The 16113-nt window shown below is 58.9% G+C and carries 17 protein-coding genes; 8 read left to right on the top strand and 9 right to left on the bottom strand.

What is annotated here, in order from left to right:
* Position 1 precedes the first annotated feature (1 nt).
* The gene (locus INF73_RS17825) at positions 2-1024 is read left to right on the top strand and encodes a HoxN/HupN/NixA family nickel/cobalt transporter (protein WP_045261259.1); all 1023 of its coding nucleotides are present in this window, start codon (positions 2-4) and stop codon (positions 1022-1024) included.
* A gap of 90 nt (positions 1025-1114) precedes the next feature.
* Here the strand turns inward: INF73_RS17825 and norW are convergent, their stop codons facing one another.
* Positions 1115-2248: an NADH:flavorubredoxin reductase NorW gene (gene norW, locus INF73_RS17820; protein ID WP_193541449.1), complete on the bottom strand. Its 1134-nt coding sequence runs from the start codon at positions 2246-2248 to the stop codon at positions 1115-1117.
* The gene (norV, locus tag INF73_RS17815; RefSeq protein ID WP_028014201.1) at positions 2245-3687 is read right to left on the bottom strand and encodes an anaerobic nitric oxide reductase flavorubredoxin; all 1443 of its coding nucleotides are present in this window, start codon (positions 3685-3687) and stop codon (positions 2245-2247) included. Before norV ends, norW begins: the two co-directional genes overlap by 4 nt.
* A 187-nt stretch (positions 3688-3874) precedes the next feature.
* Here norV and norR point away from each other — a divergent pair, with 187 nt between their 5' ends.
* Entirely contained in the window at positions 3875-5389 is a 1515-nt protein-coding gene (gene norR / locus INF73_RS17810) for a nitric oxide reductase transcriptional regulator NorR (RefSeq protein ID WP_048960108.1), read from the top strand.
* On the opposite strand, the gene gutQ is transcribed toward norR, so the two are convergent.
* The 7 genes from gutQ to srlA form a co-directional block, all read right to left on the bottom strand.
* The gene (gene gutQ / locus INF73_RS17805) at positions 5386-6351 is read right to left on the bottom strand and encodes an arabinose-5-phosphate isomerase GutQ (protein ID WP_028014199.1); all 966 of its coding nucleotides are present in this window, start codon (positions 6349-6351) and stop codon (positions 5386-5388) included. The two genes, norR and gutQ, sit on opposite strands and share 4 nt — an antisense overlap.
* A complete protein-coding gene (locus INF73_RS17800; protein WP_010434430.1) occupies positions 6344-7117 on the bottom strand; it encodes a DNA-binding transcriptional repressor in 774 nt (257 codons plus the stop codon). The genes gutQ and INF73_RS17800 overlap by 8 nt, the downstream gene beginning before the upstream one ends.
* A 63-nt stretch (positions 7118-7180) precedes the next feature.
* Positions 7181-7540: a transcriptional regulator GutM gene (gene gutM, locus INF73_RS17795; RefSeq protein WP_028014197.1), complete on the bottom strand. Its 360-nt coding sequence runs from the start codon at positions 7538-7540 to the stop codon at positions 7181-7183.
* A 67-nt stretch (positions 7541-7607) separates the two neighbouring features.
* Complete coding sequence (gene srlD, locus INF73_RS17790) at positions 7608-8387, bottom strand: sorbitol-6-phosphate dehydrogenase (RefSeq protein ID WP_023294411.1); 780 nt, start codon at positions 8385-8387, stop codon at positions 7608-7610.
* Between the two features lie 14 nt (positions 8388-8401).
* Positions 8402-8764, bottom strand: a complete 363-nt coding sequence (srlB, locus tag INF73_RS17785; protein ID WP_045261263.1) for a PTS glucitol/sorbitol transporter subunit IIA — start codon at positions 8762-8764, stop codon at positions 8402-8404.
* A gap of 12 nt (positions 8765-8776) precedes the next feature.
* Positions 8777-9736, bottom strand: a complete 960-nt coding sequence (locus INF73_RS17780) for a PTS glucitol/sorbitol transporter subunit IIB (protein WP_045261264.1) — start codon at positions 9734-9736, stop codon at positions 8777-8779.
* On the bottom strand, positions 9733-10296 hold the full coding sequence (gene srlA / locus INF73_RS17775; RefSeq protein ID WP_003862164.1) for a PTS glucitol/sorbitol transporter subunit IIC: 564 nt from the start codon (positions 10294-10296) through the stop codon (positions 9733-9735). Before srlA ends, INF73_RS17780 begins: the two co-directional genes overlap by 4 nt.
* 253 nt (positions 10297-10549) lie before the next feature.
* Between srlA and mltB the strand changes: the two genes are divergently transcribed.
* The 6 genes from mltB (at position 10550) to recA (ending at position 16086) form a co-directional block, all read left to right on the top strand.
* Positions 10550-11650, top strand: a complete 1101-nt coding sequence (mltB, locus tag INF73_RS17770) for a lytic murein transglycosylase B (RefSeq protein ID WP_168733281.1) — start codon at positions 10550-10552, stop codon at positions 11648-11650.
* A 257-nt stretch (positions 11651-11907) separates the two neighbouring features.
* Positions 11908-12561, top strand: a complete 654-nt coding sequence (locus INF73_RS17765) for a metal ABC transporter ATP-binding protein (protein WP_045629920.1) — start codon at positions 11908-11910, stop codon at positions 12559-12561.
* The gene (locus INF73_RS17760; protein ID WP_041908508.1) at positions 12558-13418 is read left to right on the top strand and encodes a metal ABC transporter permease; all 861 of its coding nucleotides are present in this window, start codon (positions 12558-12560) and stop codon (positions 13416-13418) included. The genes INF73_RS17765 and INF73_RS17760 overlap by 4 nt, the downstream gene beginning before the upstream one ends.
* A 14-nt stretch (positions 13419-13432) precedes the next feature.
* Entirely contained in the window at positions 13433-14311 is an 879-nt protein-coding gene (locus INF73_RS17755; RefSeq protein WP_028014191.1) for a metal ABC transporter substrate-binding protein, read from the top strand.
* 129 nt (positions 14312-14440) lie between these two features.
* Positions 14441-14938, top strand: coding sequence for a nicotinamide-nucleotide amidase (gene pncC, locus INF73_RS17750; RefSeq protein WP_028014190.1), 498 nt, complete (start codon positions 14441-14443; stop codon positions 14936-14938).
* Between the two features lie 89 nt (positions 14939-15027).
* Entirely contained in the window at positions 15028-16086 is a 1059-nt protein-coding gene (gene recA / locus INF73_RS17745) for a recombinase RecA (protein WP_028014189.1), read from the top strand.
* Positions 16087-16113: the final 27 nt, after the last annotated feature.

Below are 16113 nucleotides of genomic sequence, written 5' to 3'. Positions count from 1 at the left end.
AATGTTACGACTGTTACGCAACGAACCTCGCGCCGCGCTTCTGCTGCTGGCTCTGGTAATGGCAAACCTGCTGGCCTGGGGATGGGCATGGCACTCTTTTAGCGGCAGCACGGCGCTGATGGCCGCCAGCCTGCTGGCGTGGTGCTACGGGCTGCGCCATGCGGTGGATGCCGACCACATCGCGGCCATTGATACCGTGACGCGTAAGATGATGCAGCAGGGCAAACGCCCGTGCGGGGTGGGGGCGTGGTTCTCGCTGGGGCACTCCACCATCGTGGTGCTGGCCTCCATTGCCATCGCCGCCACCGCCACGGCGTTTCAGAAAAACATGGAATGGTTCCACGAAACCGGCAGCCTGATTGGCACTGCGGTATCCGCCACCTTCCTGCTGGCGATGGCGCTGGTGAATATGGTGATCCTGCGCGGCGTCTGGCGCAGTTTCCAGGCGCTGAAAAAGGGCCAGACGGTGCAGGGTGACGTCACGCTGCCTGCCCAGGGGGGCGTTATGAACTGGCTGTTCGGTAAAACCTTCCGCCTCGTCAATAAAAGCTGGCAGATGTATCTGGTGGGTTTCCTGTTTGGCCTCGGCTTCGACACGGCCACCGAAATTGGCGTGCTGGGGATCTCCGCCGCCAGCGCCTCCAGCGGGATGTCCGTGTGGTCAATCATGATCTTCCCGGCGCTCTTCGCCAGCGGCATGGCGCTGGTGGATACGCTCGATAACCTGCTGATGGTCGGTGCCTACGGCTGGGCGTTTGATAAACCGCAGCGCAAGCTCTACTACAACATGACCATCACCGGCACCTCCGTGGTGGTGGCGCTGTTTATCGGCGGGCTGGAAGCGCTGGGTCTGCTGATGGATAAATTTGCCCTCAGCGGCGGCATCTGGGATCTGATCGGCGCGGTAAATGACAACCTGGGCAACGCCGGGTTTGTGGTTGTCGGGCTGTTCGTTGCCTGCTGGCTCATCTCCATGGCCAACTATCGCTGGCGCGGCTACGACGCGCTGGTGGTGCGTTCCTGAACTCCCCACCCTGTTTTACCCGGCGGCGCTACGCTTGCGCGGGTCTGCATGTAGGCCGGGTAAGCGGAGCGCTACCCGGCAATACGAGGGTTAAGCAGGTAGCGATTTCAGCAGGGCGAAGGCCTCCTTCATCCGGTCTTCGCTGACGACAAAGGCGCGCATCTGACCGTCAGCATCGGTGCCGCGCGCCACCATGCCCTGCGGCGAAAGGGCAATCTGCCAGTCCAGATCCTGACGCTGCGTTTCACCTGCAAGATGCAGCGGCAATTCCGGCGTTTTGACCTTTACCAGCATGGCGGGTAATTTCAGCGGCGCGCTGCCGCCGAGCAGGTTTTTTGCCAGATACATGGCGCTTAATTGTATCGGCTGCAGGAAGGGCAGCACCTGGCCGTTAATTTCCGCGCAGTCGCCCAGGGCATAAATATCCGGCCGCGTGGTTTGCAGGTAGCTATTTACCTTCACGCCGCGGTTTATTTCAGCCCCTGCGCGATGCGCCAGCGCGGTTTCCGGGCGCAGGCCCGTCGCGGCAACCACCGCATCCACTTCTACGCTGCGGCTTCGGTCGAGCGTGGCACGGATACCGCCTTCGGTTTTGCTCAGGCTTTGTAGCTGCGATTTCAGCAGCAGATGCACGCCCATATCGGTCAGACGATGCTGTAAGCGACTGCTTACTTCTGCGGGCATCAGCGCCGACAGAATGCTGGCCGCGTGGTCAACCAGGGTCACGGATTTTCCCGCCCGACAGAAGTCCATCGCCAGCTCGGTGCCGATCAGCCCGCCGCCGACAATCATCACTCTGGCGGCATCGCGTAGCCGGGTTTCGCTGGCCTGATACTCCTGCTGGCTGTTGAGGGTAATCATCAGCTCGCGGCCTTCAACCGGCGGCACAAACGCAGATGCCCCGGTCGCCAGCACCAGCCTGTCGTACTGCCAGGTTTTCTCTTTCGCTTTTACCACGTGGGCGTCAGCATCGATATCGGTGACCCAGGTGTACGGAAACAGACGCAGGTTGAACTGCTCCGCGAACTCCCCCGCCGTCTGGCGGGTGAGGTCATCGGCGCGCTGATTCTGGCTAATGACGTGGCTTAAATCAGGCTTGTTGTACTCGTCCATGCTGTCGGCGGCGATCAGCGTCAACGGCACGTTTGCATCCTGTTTGCGGATATTTTTCACCAGTTGGCGGGCAGCAAAGCCCGAGCCGATGATAACGATGCCGTTGCTCATTTTGCCTCCGTTGCCAGTTCATCAAACACGTCTTTGCCGAGGGAGCATTCCGGGCAGAGGAAGTTGTCCGGCACCTCGCTCCACGGCGTGCCCGGGGCTACATCCTGCAGCGGTTCGCCCAGCTCAGGATCGTAGATCCACTGGCAGACGCTGCACTGCATGCGCGGACCGAGATCGGCGCTGGCTGCTGCAGAACAGGTTTGTGGCTGTTCCGCAGGTTTTGCGGTGACTTCAGGAAGCGGGGCGAGCGCCCACTGACGGGCGATGTCGCGGCCATGCTGGCGGCAGATTTCCAGCGCGTCGATATCCGGACGCCATTTCGCCTTCAGGCTCATGGACATCTCAAAACCCGCATCCTGTAAACGGGTAGAAAGACGGTCTACCGCGCCGCCGCTCCAGCCGTGAGAGCCAAAGGCGCTGGCGCGTTTGTTACGAAAGCGCAGGCCGGTCATCTCTTCCACCAGGCCGGCAATCTTCGGCATCATCACGTTATTCATGGTGGAGGTACCCACCAGCACGCCTTTGGAGCGGAAGACGTTGGTCAATACCTCGTTCTTATCGCTGCGCGCCACGTTGAATATTTTCACCGCCACGTTCGGGTCAACTTCATTGATCCCCTGGGCAATCGCGTCCGCCATCATGCGGGTGTTGTTGGACATGGTGTCGTAGAAGATAGTGATGCGGTCTTCCTGGTAATCCGCGGCCCACTTCAGGTACAGCTCGACGATCTGGGTGGGGTTTTCACGCCACACCACGCCGTGGGAGGTGGCAATCATGTCCACCGGCAGGTTGAAGCCGAGGATCTCGGTAATTTTAGGCGTCACCAGACGGCTGAACGGGGTCAGGATGTTGGCGTAGTAGCGCTGACACTGTTCGAACAGCTCGGTCTGATCCACTTCGTCATTGAACAGGCGTTCGTCACAGTAGTGCTGGCCGAAGGCGTCGTTGCTGAACAGCACCGCGTCACCGGTCATGTAGGTCATCATGCTGTCCGGCCAGTGCAGCATCGGGGTTTCGACGAAGATCAGCTGCTTACCGTTGCCGATATCCAGCGTGTCGCCAGTTTTTACGGTGTGGAAGTTCCACTCCGGATGGTGGTGGTGGCCGTTAATTGAATCAATGGCGTTGGTGGTGCAGTAGATTGGGGTATCCGGAATGTGGGACATCAGTTCGGTCAGCGCCCCGGCGTGGTCCTCTTCCGCATGGTTGATGATGATGTAGTCGATGTCATTCAGGTCGATTTCACCGCGCAGGTTCTGCACGAACTCACGGCTGAATTTGTGATCGACGGTATCGATCAGGACGTTTTTACCTTCGCGGATGAGATAGCTGTTGTAGCTGCTGCCGCGCAGCGTTTTGTATTCCGTCCCGTGGAAATCGCGCACTTCCCAGTCACGTTGACCCACCCAATGAATGTTATTTTTAACCAGAATAGACATAGCAACCTCAACTTAATACAGCGTTTTTAAAGAAGATGGTTTGCTTATATCAAGTTGCATGCCAACTTTTTAAACTATTGATATTCAATGGGTTGTGATTTAATGCCCCGTAATGAGTAGTCATTATGACTATCCTAAAAAGAGTCAATATGACATTATGTATTGTCAAAATGACAGTGAGGCAGACATGAGCTTTTCCGTAGACGTCCTGGCGAAGATCGCCATTGAGCTGCAAACCGGTATCGGCCATCAGGACCGCTTTCAGCGCCTGATCTCCACGCTGCGCCACGTGCTGGATTGCGATGCGTCGGCGCTGCTGCGTTACGAAGGGCGGCAGTTTATTCCGCTGGCTATCGACGGCCTGGCGAAGGACGTACTCGGGCGGCGCTTTACGCTGGAGGGCCACCCGCGTCTGGAAACCATTGCCCGCGCGGGCGACGTGGTGCGTTTCCCGGCAGACAGCGATCTGCCCGATCCGTACGACGGCCTGATTCCGGGGCAGGAGAGCCTGAAGGTGCACGCCTGTATTGGCCTGCCGCTGTTCGCCGGGCAGAATCTGATTGGCGCATTAACCCTCGACGGGATGTCGCCGGATCAGTTCGACACCTTCAGCGACGAAGAGCTACGGCTGATTGCCGCGCTGGCCGCCGGGGCGCTGAACAATGCACTGCTGATAGAGCAGCTGGAGAGCCAGAATATTCTTCCCGGTAGCCCGGCGGCGTTTGAGCAGGTGGCGCATACGGAGATGATCGGCCTTTCGCCCGGCATGGCGCAGCTCAAAAAAGAGATTGAGATTGTTGCCGCGTCCGATCTGAACGTGCTGATCTTCGGAGAGACCGGTACCGGTAAGGAGCTGGTGGCGAAGTCCATCCACGAAGCTTCGCCGCGCGCGGTCAACCCGCTGGTGTACCTCAACTGCGCCGCGCTGCCGGAAAGCGTGGCGGAGAGCGAGCTGTTCGGTCACGTCAAAGGGGCGTTTACCGGGGCCATCAGCAACCGCAGCGGCAAGTTTGAAATGGCCGATAACGGCACGCTGTTTCTTGATGAGATTGGCGAGCTTTCCCTTTCACTTCAGGCCAAGCTGCTGCGCGTATTGCAGTACGGCGACATCCAGCGCGTGGGGGATGACCGCAGCCTGCGGGTGGACGTGCGGGTCCTTGCTGCGACCAACCGGGATCTGCGCGAAGCGGTGCTGGCCGGGCAGTTCCGCGCCGACCTGTTCCATCGCCTGAGCGTGTTCCCGCTGTCCGTGCCGCCGCTGCGTGAGCGCGGAGACGACGTGGTGCTGCTGGCGGGTTATTTCTGCGAACAGTGCCGTCTCAAAATGGGGCTGTCCCGCGTGGTGCTTAGCCCGGGGGCGAGAGCGCATCTGCTCAGCTACGGCTGGCCGGGCAACGTGCGCGAGCTGGAGCATGCGATTCACCGCGCGGTGGTGCTGGCGAGGGCGACGCGCTCAGGGGATGAAGTGGTGATTCATGCGCGCCATTTTGCGCTGCATGAGGAAAATGCCCCGACCGTGAAGCCTGCTGTGCCTGAGAGCGCAATCGAAAACCTGCGCGAAGCGACGGAAGAGTTTCAGCGTCAGATGATTACCCGCGCGCTGGAGCAGAATAACCGCAGCTGGGCGGCGTGCGCGCGGGCGCTGGAGATGGACGTCGCCAACCTGCACCGGCTGGCGAAGCGTCTTGGGCTGAAGGGTTAAATAATCCCGGCCTGGTAGAAGTCCTGCAGGTTGATAGCGCCGCACAGCCTACCGTGCTCGTCCACCACCGGTGCGGCGGTGATTTTGCGCTTCATCAGCACCTCTTTGGCTTCAATGGCACGGCTGTCGGCGTTGAGCGTCAGCCCGCCTTTGGTCATGGCGTCAGACACGTTTGTTTCCAGCCTGCCGCCGCCCACCAGCCAGCGGCGCAGGTCGCCGTCGGTGAACACGCCCTTCACGTTTCCGCCGTCATCGCATACCGCCACCAGCCCCAGACCGGTGCGGCTCAGCTCCAGCATCGCGTCCATCACGCTGGTATCGAGTTTGACCTGCGGAATGGCATCGTCAGTGCGCATCAGATGGTGAACCTTATTGAGCAGTCGCGCGCCGAGCGCACCTGCCGGATGCGAACGGGCAAAATCTTCCTCATTGAATCCGCGCGCCTGCATTACCGCCATCGCCAGCGCGTCGCCCATCATCAGGGTGTTAACGGTGCTGGAGGTCGGGGCGAGGTGCATCGGGCAGGCTTCACGCTCAACGGAAATATCCAGCGTCGCCTTAGCGGCCAGCGCCAGCGGCGAGTGAAGTTTCCCGGTCATCGCCAGCAGGGCGACAGATTTTTCCTGCAGGCGCGGAATAATCAGATCCAGCTCTTTGGCCGAACCGGAGTAAGAGATAAACAGCATCACGTCGCGGCTTTCGATCATCCCAAGATCGCCGTGCAGTGCCTCTGCCGGATGCACGAAGAACGCCGGGGTACCGGTGCTGGCGAGCGTCGCGGCAATCTTCTTGCCGATATGGCCGGATTTACCTATGCCCGCCACAATCACTTTGCCTTCGCAGTGGATAATGGTGTTGGCGGCGCGGACAAAATCCTCGCCCAGACGTTCCGGCAGGCGGCTGGCTTCCTGCAGCTCCAGCATTAGCGTCTGGCGGCCCGTTTCTAACAGAAAATCACTCATCTCTTTCTCCGGTTACGATCACGTCGATGCCTTTTTCTTCCAGCGCTTTTTTGAACGCCGGATCGATACCCGCGTCGGTAATCAGCTTATCAACGCTTTCGAGGCTACAGACAATATTGGGGCTTTTGCGGCCAAACTTCGACGAGTCGGCCATTAAAATGACTTCCCGCGCGGCGTTGCACATGGCTTTACTGACGCTGAACACCTCGTTAAACGTCGTGACGCCTGCGTTCAGGTCGATGCCGTCGGTGCCCATAAACAGTTTATCGAAGCTGAAGTGGTCGAAAGCGTTCTCCGCCAGCTGGCCGTGAAAGGACGCCGATTTTTTGCGGAAGGTGCCGCCGGGCATCAGGATGGTCTGCTCGCTGTCGAACTCCGACAGCGCGTTGACGATGTGCAGGCTGTTGGTCATCACCGTGATGTTGTTAAAGCGGCTGAGCAGGGGGATCATCTGCAGGACGGTACTGCCTGCGTCGAGGATGATGGAATCGCCGTCCTGGATAAATTTGACGGCGGCTTCGGCAATCAGCGCTTTCTGGTGAGTATTGATCAGCGTTTTGTGATCGATTGGCGGGTCCGCTTCGTCCTTGTTGAGCACCACGCCGCCGTAGGTGCGAATAACGGCGCCAGAGTTTTCGAGCAATACCAGGTCCTTGCGTATTGTCGTGCCGGTGGTGTCAAAGTAGTGGGCCAGATCCTCTACCGAGCATTTTCCCTGCTTTTGTAGATGCTCGAGAATGGCCGCCTGCCGCTGACGTGGTTTCATAGGCGCTTCGTTCCTTAGGTTGCGAAATGATAATTTCGCAAGTCTATAACTTTCACAACGAAATTATCCATGTTTCAGATTGAGCGCTAATGATAGTGCATTCTGACAGAGTGGATCATGGGGAAAGATCACATCAGGCTGCAATTCCTGTAACAAGAGGCCGTTGATTGCCTGGATTTTGGCCGGACGGGCAAATACCGTCATGCCACGCATGAGGAGGGAATCGCACACCCGGTCGTGCTCGTCCAGCGCTACGGCGACGACCACGCGCGGTTTAAAGCGTCCGCCGGAACGCCCGACGCCGACGCGGCCCTTCTGACACAGCGCATCAAACGCGCGGTTAAACTGGTGGATCTGCCAGCCGCCAAACGCCATCTGGCACAGCCAGGCGAGGGCGGCGACGGTGATGAGTGCGGTTACCATATCGACTCCTTGTTTTGTTCCCTCTCCCGGTGGGAGAGGGTTAGGGTGAGGGCATCAGGCCGCTCGATCAGAACATCACCTGCCCACCGGTCACGTTAATCGACTGCCCGGTGCAGTACGACGCTTTCGGACTGGCGTAAAACAGCAGCATGTTCAGCACGTCCTGATAGTCACACCCGCGCTTCAGCGGCACTTTATCGATGTAGTACTGCTCCACTTCCTCAGCCTTGATGCCGAGCTTGGTGGCGTACTGCGGCAGCAGGGACTGGAACATCGGCGATTTCAGCAGGTTGCCCAGCATCAGCGAGTGCACGGTAATCCCGTATTCGGCCAGATCCAACGCCAGGGACTGCGTCAGCCCCACGCCGCCAAACTTCGCCGCGCTGTACCCGGAGTTGTGCTTGCTGCCCACTTTCCCGGATTTTGAGTTGATCTGAATGATGCGTCCCTGAATGCCGTCGCGGATCATCAGGCGGGAAAACTCGCGGGCGCAAAGGAAATAGCCCACCAGATTCACCTGCAGCGAACGGTCAAAATCCCCCAGCTCGAAATCGCTGATAAACGCCGCTTTCGCAATTCCCGCGCTGTAGACCAGCAGATCGGTGCGCCCAAAAATCTCGTCCACGCCGCGGGCCAGCGCCATCACGCTCTGCTCGCTGGTGGCGTCGGCGCCAAACCCGTACGCCATCCCTTCGCCAAACTCGGTATTGATGGTGTCCGCCACGCGGGCGGCTTTTTCACTCTGAATGTCCACTACCGCCACGCGGTAGCCCTCTGCGGCAAGCCCACGGCAGAGGAACTCGCCTAAGGTTTGTCCCCCACCAATGACAACGGCAACCTGACTCATGTGATTCTCCTTAATTACGCAACAAATTTTAACGTGCAGCCTGGGGTGACAGCCTGCGGAACCGGGCCATCCACGTGAACCGTACCGGGGTATTCCGCCTGCGGCTGGCCGTCGAAGCGCAGGGTGATGTGGCCGAGCTCGCGCAGGTTTTGCTCCGCCACGTCGCCGACGGCGGTGACGGCATAGCGCGCCTCGCCCAGCTCCAGCTGGCTTCCTGCCTTCAGCTCGCCGTTCAGTTCGCCGTGGCAGTGGATAAAGCAAAACTCTTCGATATCCGCCGGAGCGCCCTCGCGGAAGGTGATCAGCATCTGGTCGCTCAGCGCGTCCGCTGCGCTCTGGCCGATGCGGGTAATGGTGGTCTGGTAAATGACGTTCATTGCAGGAACCTCTTATTGATAGATAAAGCCGGAGACAAACCAGGCAATCAGCACCGTCGGCGCGCCCGTCAGGAAGCGGCTCACCAGCACGGACGGCACGCCCACGCGCACGGTGTCCTGGCGCGCTTCGGCCAGCGACAGACCCACGGGGATGAAGTCGCACGCCGCCTGGGCGTTAATGGCAAACAGGGCGGGCAGGGCGAGGTGCGGGGGAATGTTGCCCAGACCAATCTGCACGCCAATCAGCACGCCGATGACCTGGGCAATCACCGCGCCCGGGCCGAGGAACGGCGACAGCAGCGGGAAGGAGCAGATCAGCGCCAGCGTCACCAGCCCGAGCGGGTGGCTGGCGAGCGGGGCGAGGCCGTGGGCAATCCAGTCGCCCAGACCGGACGCCATGATGATGCCGATCAGCGCCGAGACGAACGCCATAAACGGCAGAATCGTTTTCAGCACCGTATCGATAGTGTCGCGCCCGGACTGGAACAGCACCGCCACGGCGGAGCCCATCCCCATCCCGACCTTCGCCAGCAGGCCGTCGCTCTGCTCGGTGATTTTCTTGCTGGTGTCGTACTCGCGCGGGGCTGCTTTTTGCGGCGCGGCAGTGCCATTCACCAGAGTGATGTTGTCCTCCTTCACGCCCGAGACATAAATGTCCTCAAGGATGTACTGCGCCAGCGGGCCGGATTTCCCGGTGGAGTGAATATTCACCGTCGGAATGCGGCGCTTCGGATAGATGCCGCAGCGCAGCGTGCCGCCGCAGTCAATCACCGCCACGCCGATGTCCGCTTCCGGCGGCTCGCCCTCTTTAAAGCCGTCAACCGCTTCCCAGCCGGTCAGCTCGCGCAGCTTGTCGACAATCGCCGGGCGCGTGCCCGCGGTGATGTAGACGATCTTTTTGCCTTCGGTGGCGTCGAACTCCAGCGGGCCGCCCCAGCCGCCCGTGCCTTTCTCAATGCGGATCCGGTTCATGCTGTCGCTCCTGAAAGATGGACCTTCTGTTCAAGCTGGATGCCCATTTTTTTCTCGAAAATAGCGGTGGTGAGGTCAGTCACCCAGCCGCGGAAGAAGTTGGTCACCAGGCCAACCAGCAGGTAGCTCACCGCCAGCGGGCCGAGCGGCAGGCCAAGCGTGGTCAGGCCGCTGGCGATCCCGAGGTAGACAAACAGTTCGCCGGGGTTGATATGCGGGAACAGGCCGTTCATGGAATGGCAGCTGTAGGAGGCGGCGGCGTAGTAGCTCGGCTTGTACTTTTCCGGCATAAAGCGGCCGAGGCTTAAGGTCATCGGGTTACAGAAAACAAAGGTGCCGATGAATGGCAATATCAGGTAGCGGGACAGCGGGTTACCGGCGCAGCGCTGGGCAAAGCGTTCGATGCGCTGCTGGCCGATAAAGTTGATCAGCGCGTTCATGATCACCAGCAGGCTGATCAGCAGGGGCAGGATCCCGGTCACCATGCCGGTGAACACTTCTCCGCCTTTCTGAAACAGCCCGATGAACCACTCGGCGCCGTGGGTGATGGTCTCTATCATTCTTCTCTCCTGTGGGGCTTTTTTGTTTTTGTATAACTGCGGCTAATAATAATCACTTTGAAAGGTTTTAAAGTGTTAGTTAGATCTCACAATGAAAGAAAAATGTATTATTTTGAAAGTTAATTGATGGGGTGAATGATTTTCGGTGGAAAAAAGCGCGGATTTGCGTTGTGGAGGCGCGTACCGCTTCCTTGAGGTGTTGCGGATGCTTTACCATACTGGGTTCTTATCGAACCCGTTAAATGGATGTCTCATGTTCAAGCGTCGTTATGCAGCGCTGTTGCCTGCGCTTATCCTGCTGTCTGCCTGTAGCAGCAAACCTAAGACCGAAGCCGTTCAGCAAACGGCGGGCGCGCCTTCCGGGGGATTCCTGCTGGAGCCGCAGCACAATATGATGCAGATGGGAGGCGACTTCGCGAATAACCCGGCGGCCGAGCAGTTCATCGATAAAATGGTGAGCAAACACGGTTTCGACCGCCAGCAGCTGCATGAAATTTTGTCTCAGGCGAAGCGTCTGGACTACGTTCTGCGCCTGATGGACAGGCAGGCACCATCCGCCCAGGTGCCGAGCGGGCCGAACGGCGCATGGCTGCGCTACCGCAAACAGTTTATTACCCCGGACAACGTGCAAAACGGCGTGGCGTTCTGGAACCAGTATGAAGATGCGCTCAACCGCGCGTGGCAGGTTTACGGCGTGCCGCCGGAAATCATCGTCGGGATTATCGGCGTAGAGACTCGCTGGGGGCGCGTGATGGGCAAAACCCGCATCCTCGACGCACTGGCGACGCTCTCCTTTAACTACCCGCGCCGCGCGGAGTATTTCTCTTCCGAGCTGGAAACCTTCCTGCTGATGGCGCGCAACGAGCAGGACGATCCGCTCGATCTGAAAGGGTCATTTGCCGGCGCGATGGGCTACGGCCAGTTTATGCCGTCCTCCTATAAGCAGTATGCCGTCGACTTTAACGGGGATGGTCACATTAACCTGTGGGATCCGGTGGATGCCATCGGCAGCGTGGCGAACTACTTCAAAGCGCACGGGTGGACGCCGGGCGGCCAGGTTGCCGTGCAGGCGAACGGCGAAGCGTTTGGTCTGGAAAACGGCTTTAAAACCAAATACAGCGTTGCACAGCTGACGGCGGCAGGCTTAACGCCAACCCAGCCGCTGGGCAATGTTGACCAGGTGAGCCTGCTGCGTCTGGACGTGGGAACTGGCTACCAGTACTGGTACGGCATGCCGAACTTCTACACCATCACCCGCTACAACCATAGCACCCACTATGCGATGGCGGTGTGGCAACTGGGGCTGGCGGTATCGCAGGCTCGCGTCCCGGCGGCGTCGCCGTTTAGTCAGTAACTCGCCTTATTCCGCCCTCTCCCTGTGGGAGAGGGCACCCGCGCGCACCTTTTTCCCGCAGAAACATTTCGCCACACTCCCATTTCATTCCCGCCGTTTACATCTTCATTGCCTTTCATTATTGTTATGTTATAACATTATTTTTGAGTTGAAATATCCATGTCCCTGTTTTCTCTCTCATCCCCGGTTCGGCTGCTGCTGGCGATGGTGCTCATTCTGTTTCTCGGGCTGGCCGTGCGCTGGGCGGTGGCGCTGCCATGATCGTGATGAACGCACTGGTTGCGGGCTACGACCGCCAGCCCGTCACGCGTCCGCTTTCGGGCGTGATTGAACGCGGCAGCATGACCGCGATTATCGGCGCCAACGGCTGCGGCAAATCCACGCTGCTGAAAACCCTCGCCGGATTTATTCCGCCCGTCAGCGGCAGATTTCACTGGCAGGGTAGACGACCAGTAATCGGATGGCTGGCCCAGCGTCACGCGCTGGAAGCGCAGTTTCCGCTGACCGTGCAGGACGTGGTGAGCATGGGCTGCTGGCCCGGAATTTCGCTTTTCGCCGGTTTTCGTCGCGAAGCGCGTCTGCGCATTAGTGGTGCACTTGAGCGCGTGGGGCTGGAGTCGATGGCGCTCTCCACCATTGATGAACTCTCCGGCGGCCAGTTTCAGCGCATGCTTTTTGCCCGCGTGTTAGTACAGCAGGCGCCGCTGGTGATGCTCGACGAGCCCTTCACCGGCGTTGATGAAGCGACCTGCAACGTGCTGATGGACCTGATGCTGGAGATGTATATGCAGGGTCAAACGCTGCTCGCGGTACTGCACGACAGCGAGCGCGTAGCGCGCCACTTCCCGCAGACGCTGCGGCTGGATACTGACGCCCCCCAGTGGAAAACCGAACGGGTGAGGGTGGCATGATCTGGCACACATTCTTCCAGCCGTTTATCGAATTCGGCTTTATGCGCCGCGCGTTGGTGGTTTGCCTGGCGCTTTCCGTCAGCACCACCGCGCTCGGCGTGTTTCTTCAGCTGCGCCGGATGAGCCTGATGGGCGATGCGCTTTCTCACGCCATTTTGCCCGGCGTCGCCGTGGGGTATTTGCTCAGCGGGATGTCGCTGTTGGCTATGACCGTTGGCGGGTTTATCGCCGGGATTGCCGTTGCGCTGGTGGCCGGGCTGGTCAGCCGCCGCACGCCGCTGAAAGAGGATGCCAGCTTTGCCGGTTTTTACCTGGGGTCACTGGCGCTGGGCGTCACGCTGGTATCTCTACGCGGCTCGAATGTCGATCTTCTGCATCTGCTGTTTGGCTCAATCCTCGCGGTGGACAACGACGCCGCGCTGTTTGTGACCGGCGTGTGCATCTTCACCCTTATCATGCTGGCCCTTTTTTACCGCGGGCTGGTGACGGAGGCGTTTGACACCGCCTGGCTGCAGGTGAATGCCCGCTGGCTACCCGGCTTATTGCACGGTCTGTTTCTGGCGCTGCTGGTCCTGAACCTGGTGGCCGGTTTTCAGGTGCTCGGCACGCTGATGGCCGTTGGGCTGATGATGCTCCCGGCGGTGGCGGCGCGCTGTTGGGTACGCACCTTACCCGGATTACTCCTGATGGCCGGTATCAGCGGTATTTTCTGCGCGTGGCTGGGGCTAAGCCTCTCCTGGGCGGCAAGTTTACCCGCGGGGCCATCTATTGTGCTGACCGCCAGCGCGCTGTTCTTTATTTCCGTTTTATTTGGCACGCGCAGCAGGCTGGCTGGCAGCCTGCGGGCGCTTTATTAACGCAAGGGGAAACGATGAAAAGTACAGGATTAATCATGGCGCTAGCGCTGGGGATGATGTCGCATAGCGTGATGGCGAAAACGCTGAATGTGGTCACCAGCTTTTCGATACTGGGGGATATCGCACAGGAGGTGGGGGGCGATCGTGTAAACGTGACGACGTTGGTGGGGCCGGACGGCGATCCCCATACCTTCGAACCGTCGCCTAAGGACAGCGCGGCGCTGAGCAAGGCTGACGTGGTCGTGGTCAACGGTTTGGGGCTGGAAGGCTGGCTCGACCGCCTGGTGAAAGCCTCCGGGTTCAAAGGCCAGCTGGTCGTTGCCTCAAACGGGGTGAAAACCCACACGCTTGAGGAAGATGGAAAGACCGTGACCGATCCGCACGCCTGGAACAGCGCGGCGAACGGTGCGCTGTATGCGCAAAATATTCTGAACGGGCTGGTGAAAGCCGATCCGGAAGACAAAGCGGCGCTGGAGGCTTCAGGAAAACCATACATTGCGCAACTGACTCAACTGGACAGCTGGGCCAAAACGCGCTTTAGCCAGATCCCGCAGGAAAAGCGCAAAGTGCTGACCAGCCATGACGCGTTTGGTTATTTTGGCCGCGCTTACGGCGTAACCTTCATGGCACCTCAAGGACTCTCTTCAGAGAGCGAGGCCAGCGCGTCGCAGGTGGCGGAGATTATCAAGCAGATTAAAGCCGACGGCGTGAAAACGTGGTTTATGGAAAACCAGCTCGACCCGCGTCTGGTGAAGCAGATTGCGTCGGCGACGGGCGCACAGCCGGGCGGCGAACTTTACCCGGAAGCCCTGTCGGCAAAAGGTGGAGCAGCAGACACCTACGTTAAGGCGTTTCGCCATAATGTCGATACGCTTGCGAACAGCATGAAATAATATTTCTACAGCCGGTGCGCCCGCACCGGCTTTTTTCTGAAGCCCCCTCGTAAAACCTGAAGCGCATCCCCATATCTGACGAGAAAGTGCTATCTTGTGCTGCACGTTTTTCTCAAGCCTGGAGCTAGAATGACTGACCATGAATTGATGCAGCTTAGCGAGATCGTTGGCCTTGCCCTGAAGCAGCGTGGCGCGACTATTACCACTGCGGAATCCTGCACCGGCGGCTGGGTGGCGAAAGCGATTACCGATATCGCCGGCAGTTCCGCCTGGTTTGAACGTGGCTTTGTGACCTACAGTAACGAAGCTAAGGCGCAGATGATTGGCGTGCGCGAAGCCACGCTGGAACAGCATGGCGCGGTCAGCGAACCGGTTGTCATTGAAATGGCCATTGGCGCGCTGAAAGAGGCGCGGGCAGATTACGCCATTTCCATCAGCGGCATCGCTGGGCCGGACGGCGGCAGCGACGTGAAGCCTGTCGGCACCGTCTGGTTCGGGTTTGCCACGTCCAAAGGGGAAGGGATCACCCGCCGGGAGTGCTTCAGCGGCGATCGCGAAAGCGTGCGTCGTCAGGCTACCGTTTATGCGTTAAAAACGCTCTGGCAACAATTTCTACAAAATACTTGATACTGTATGACTATACAGTATAATTGCACCAACAGAACAGAAGTCCATGGTGAAGCGCAGTTGCTTCTCCCGGCATGACAGGAGTAATAATGGCTATCGACGAAAACAAACAGAAAGCGTTGGCGGCAGCACTGGGCCAGATCGAAAAGCAATTCGGTAAAGGCTCCATCATGCGCCTGGGTGAAGACCGTTCCATGGATGTGGAAACTATCTCCACCGGTTCGCTTTCTCTGGATATCGCACTGGGCGCGGGCGGTTTGCCGATGGGGCGTATCGTAGAAATCTACGGTCCGGAATCCTCAGGTAAAACGACGCTGACCCTGCAGGTTGTTGCAGCGGCGCAGCGCGAAGGTAAAACCTGTGCGTTTATCGATGCCGAGCACGCGCTGGACCCGGTCTATGCCCGTAAGCTGGGCGTTGATATCGACAACCTGCTGTGTTCCCAGCCGGACACCGGCGAGCAGGCGCTGGAAATTTGTGACGCGCTGGCACGCTCCGGTGCGGTTGACGTGATCATCGTCGACTCCGTTGCGGCGCTGACGCCAAAAGCGGAAATCGAAGGTGAAATCGGTGACTCTCACATGGGCCTCGCGGCACGTATGATGAGCCAGGCGATGCGTAAGCTGGCCGGTAACCTGAAGCAGTCCAATACGTTGCTGATCTTCATCAACCAGATCCGTATGAAAATTGGTGTGATGTTCGGTAACCCGGAAACCACCACCGGTGGTAACGCCCTGAAATTCTACGCCTCTGTCCGTCTGGATATCCGCCGTATCGGCGCGGTGAAAGAGGGCGAGAACGTGGTGGGTAGCGAAACCCGCGTGAAGGTTGTGAAGAACAAAATCGCAGCACCGTTCAAACAGGCTGAATTCCAGATCCTCTACGGCGAAGGTATCAACTTCCTCGGCGAACTGGTTGACCTGGGCGTGAAAGAGAAGCTGATTGAAAAAGCGGGCGCCTGGTACAGCTACAACGGTGACAAGATTGGTCAGGGTAAAGCGAATGCTATCTCCTGGCTGAAAGAGAACCCGGCTGCGGCGAAAGAGATTGAGAAGAAGGTGCGTGAGCTTCTGCTGAACAACCAGGACTCCAAACCTGATTTCGTGGTGGATGCCGCGGATGCTGAAGAAACCAACGAAGACTTTTAAGTCTCTCGTGTAAAGATGAAGGGCTGC

It is taken from the genome of Enterobacter cloacae complex sp. P6RS, assembly GCF_014982245.1.
Classification (GTDB): Bacteria; Pseudomonadota; Gammaproteobacteria; order Enterobacterales; family Enterobacteriaceae; genus Enterobacter; species Enterobacter bugandensis.
The sequence above is the reverse complement of the archived record's forward strand: the minus strand, read 5'-3'. Positions and strand labels throughout refer to the sequence as shown.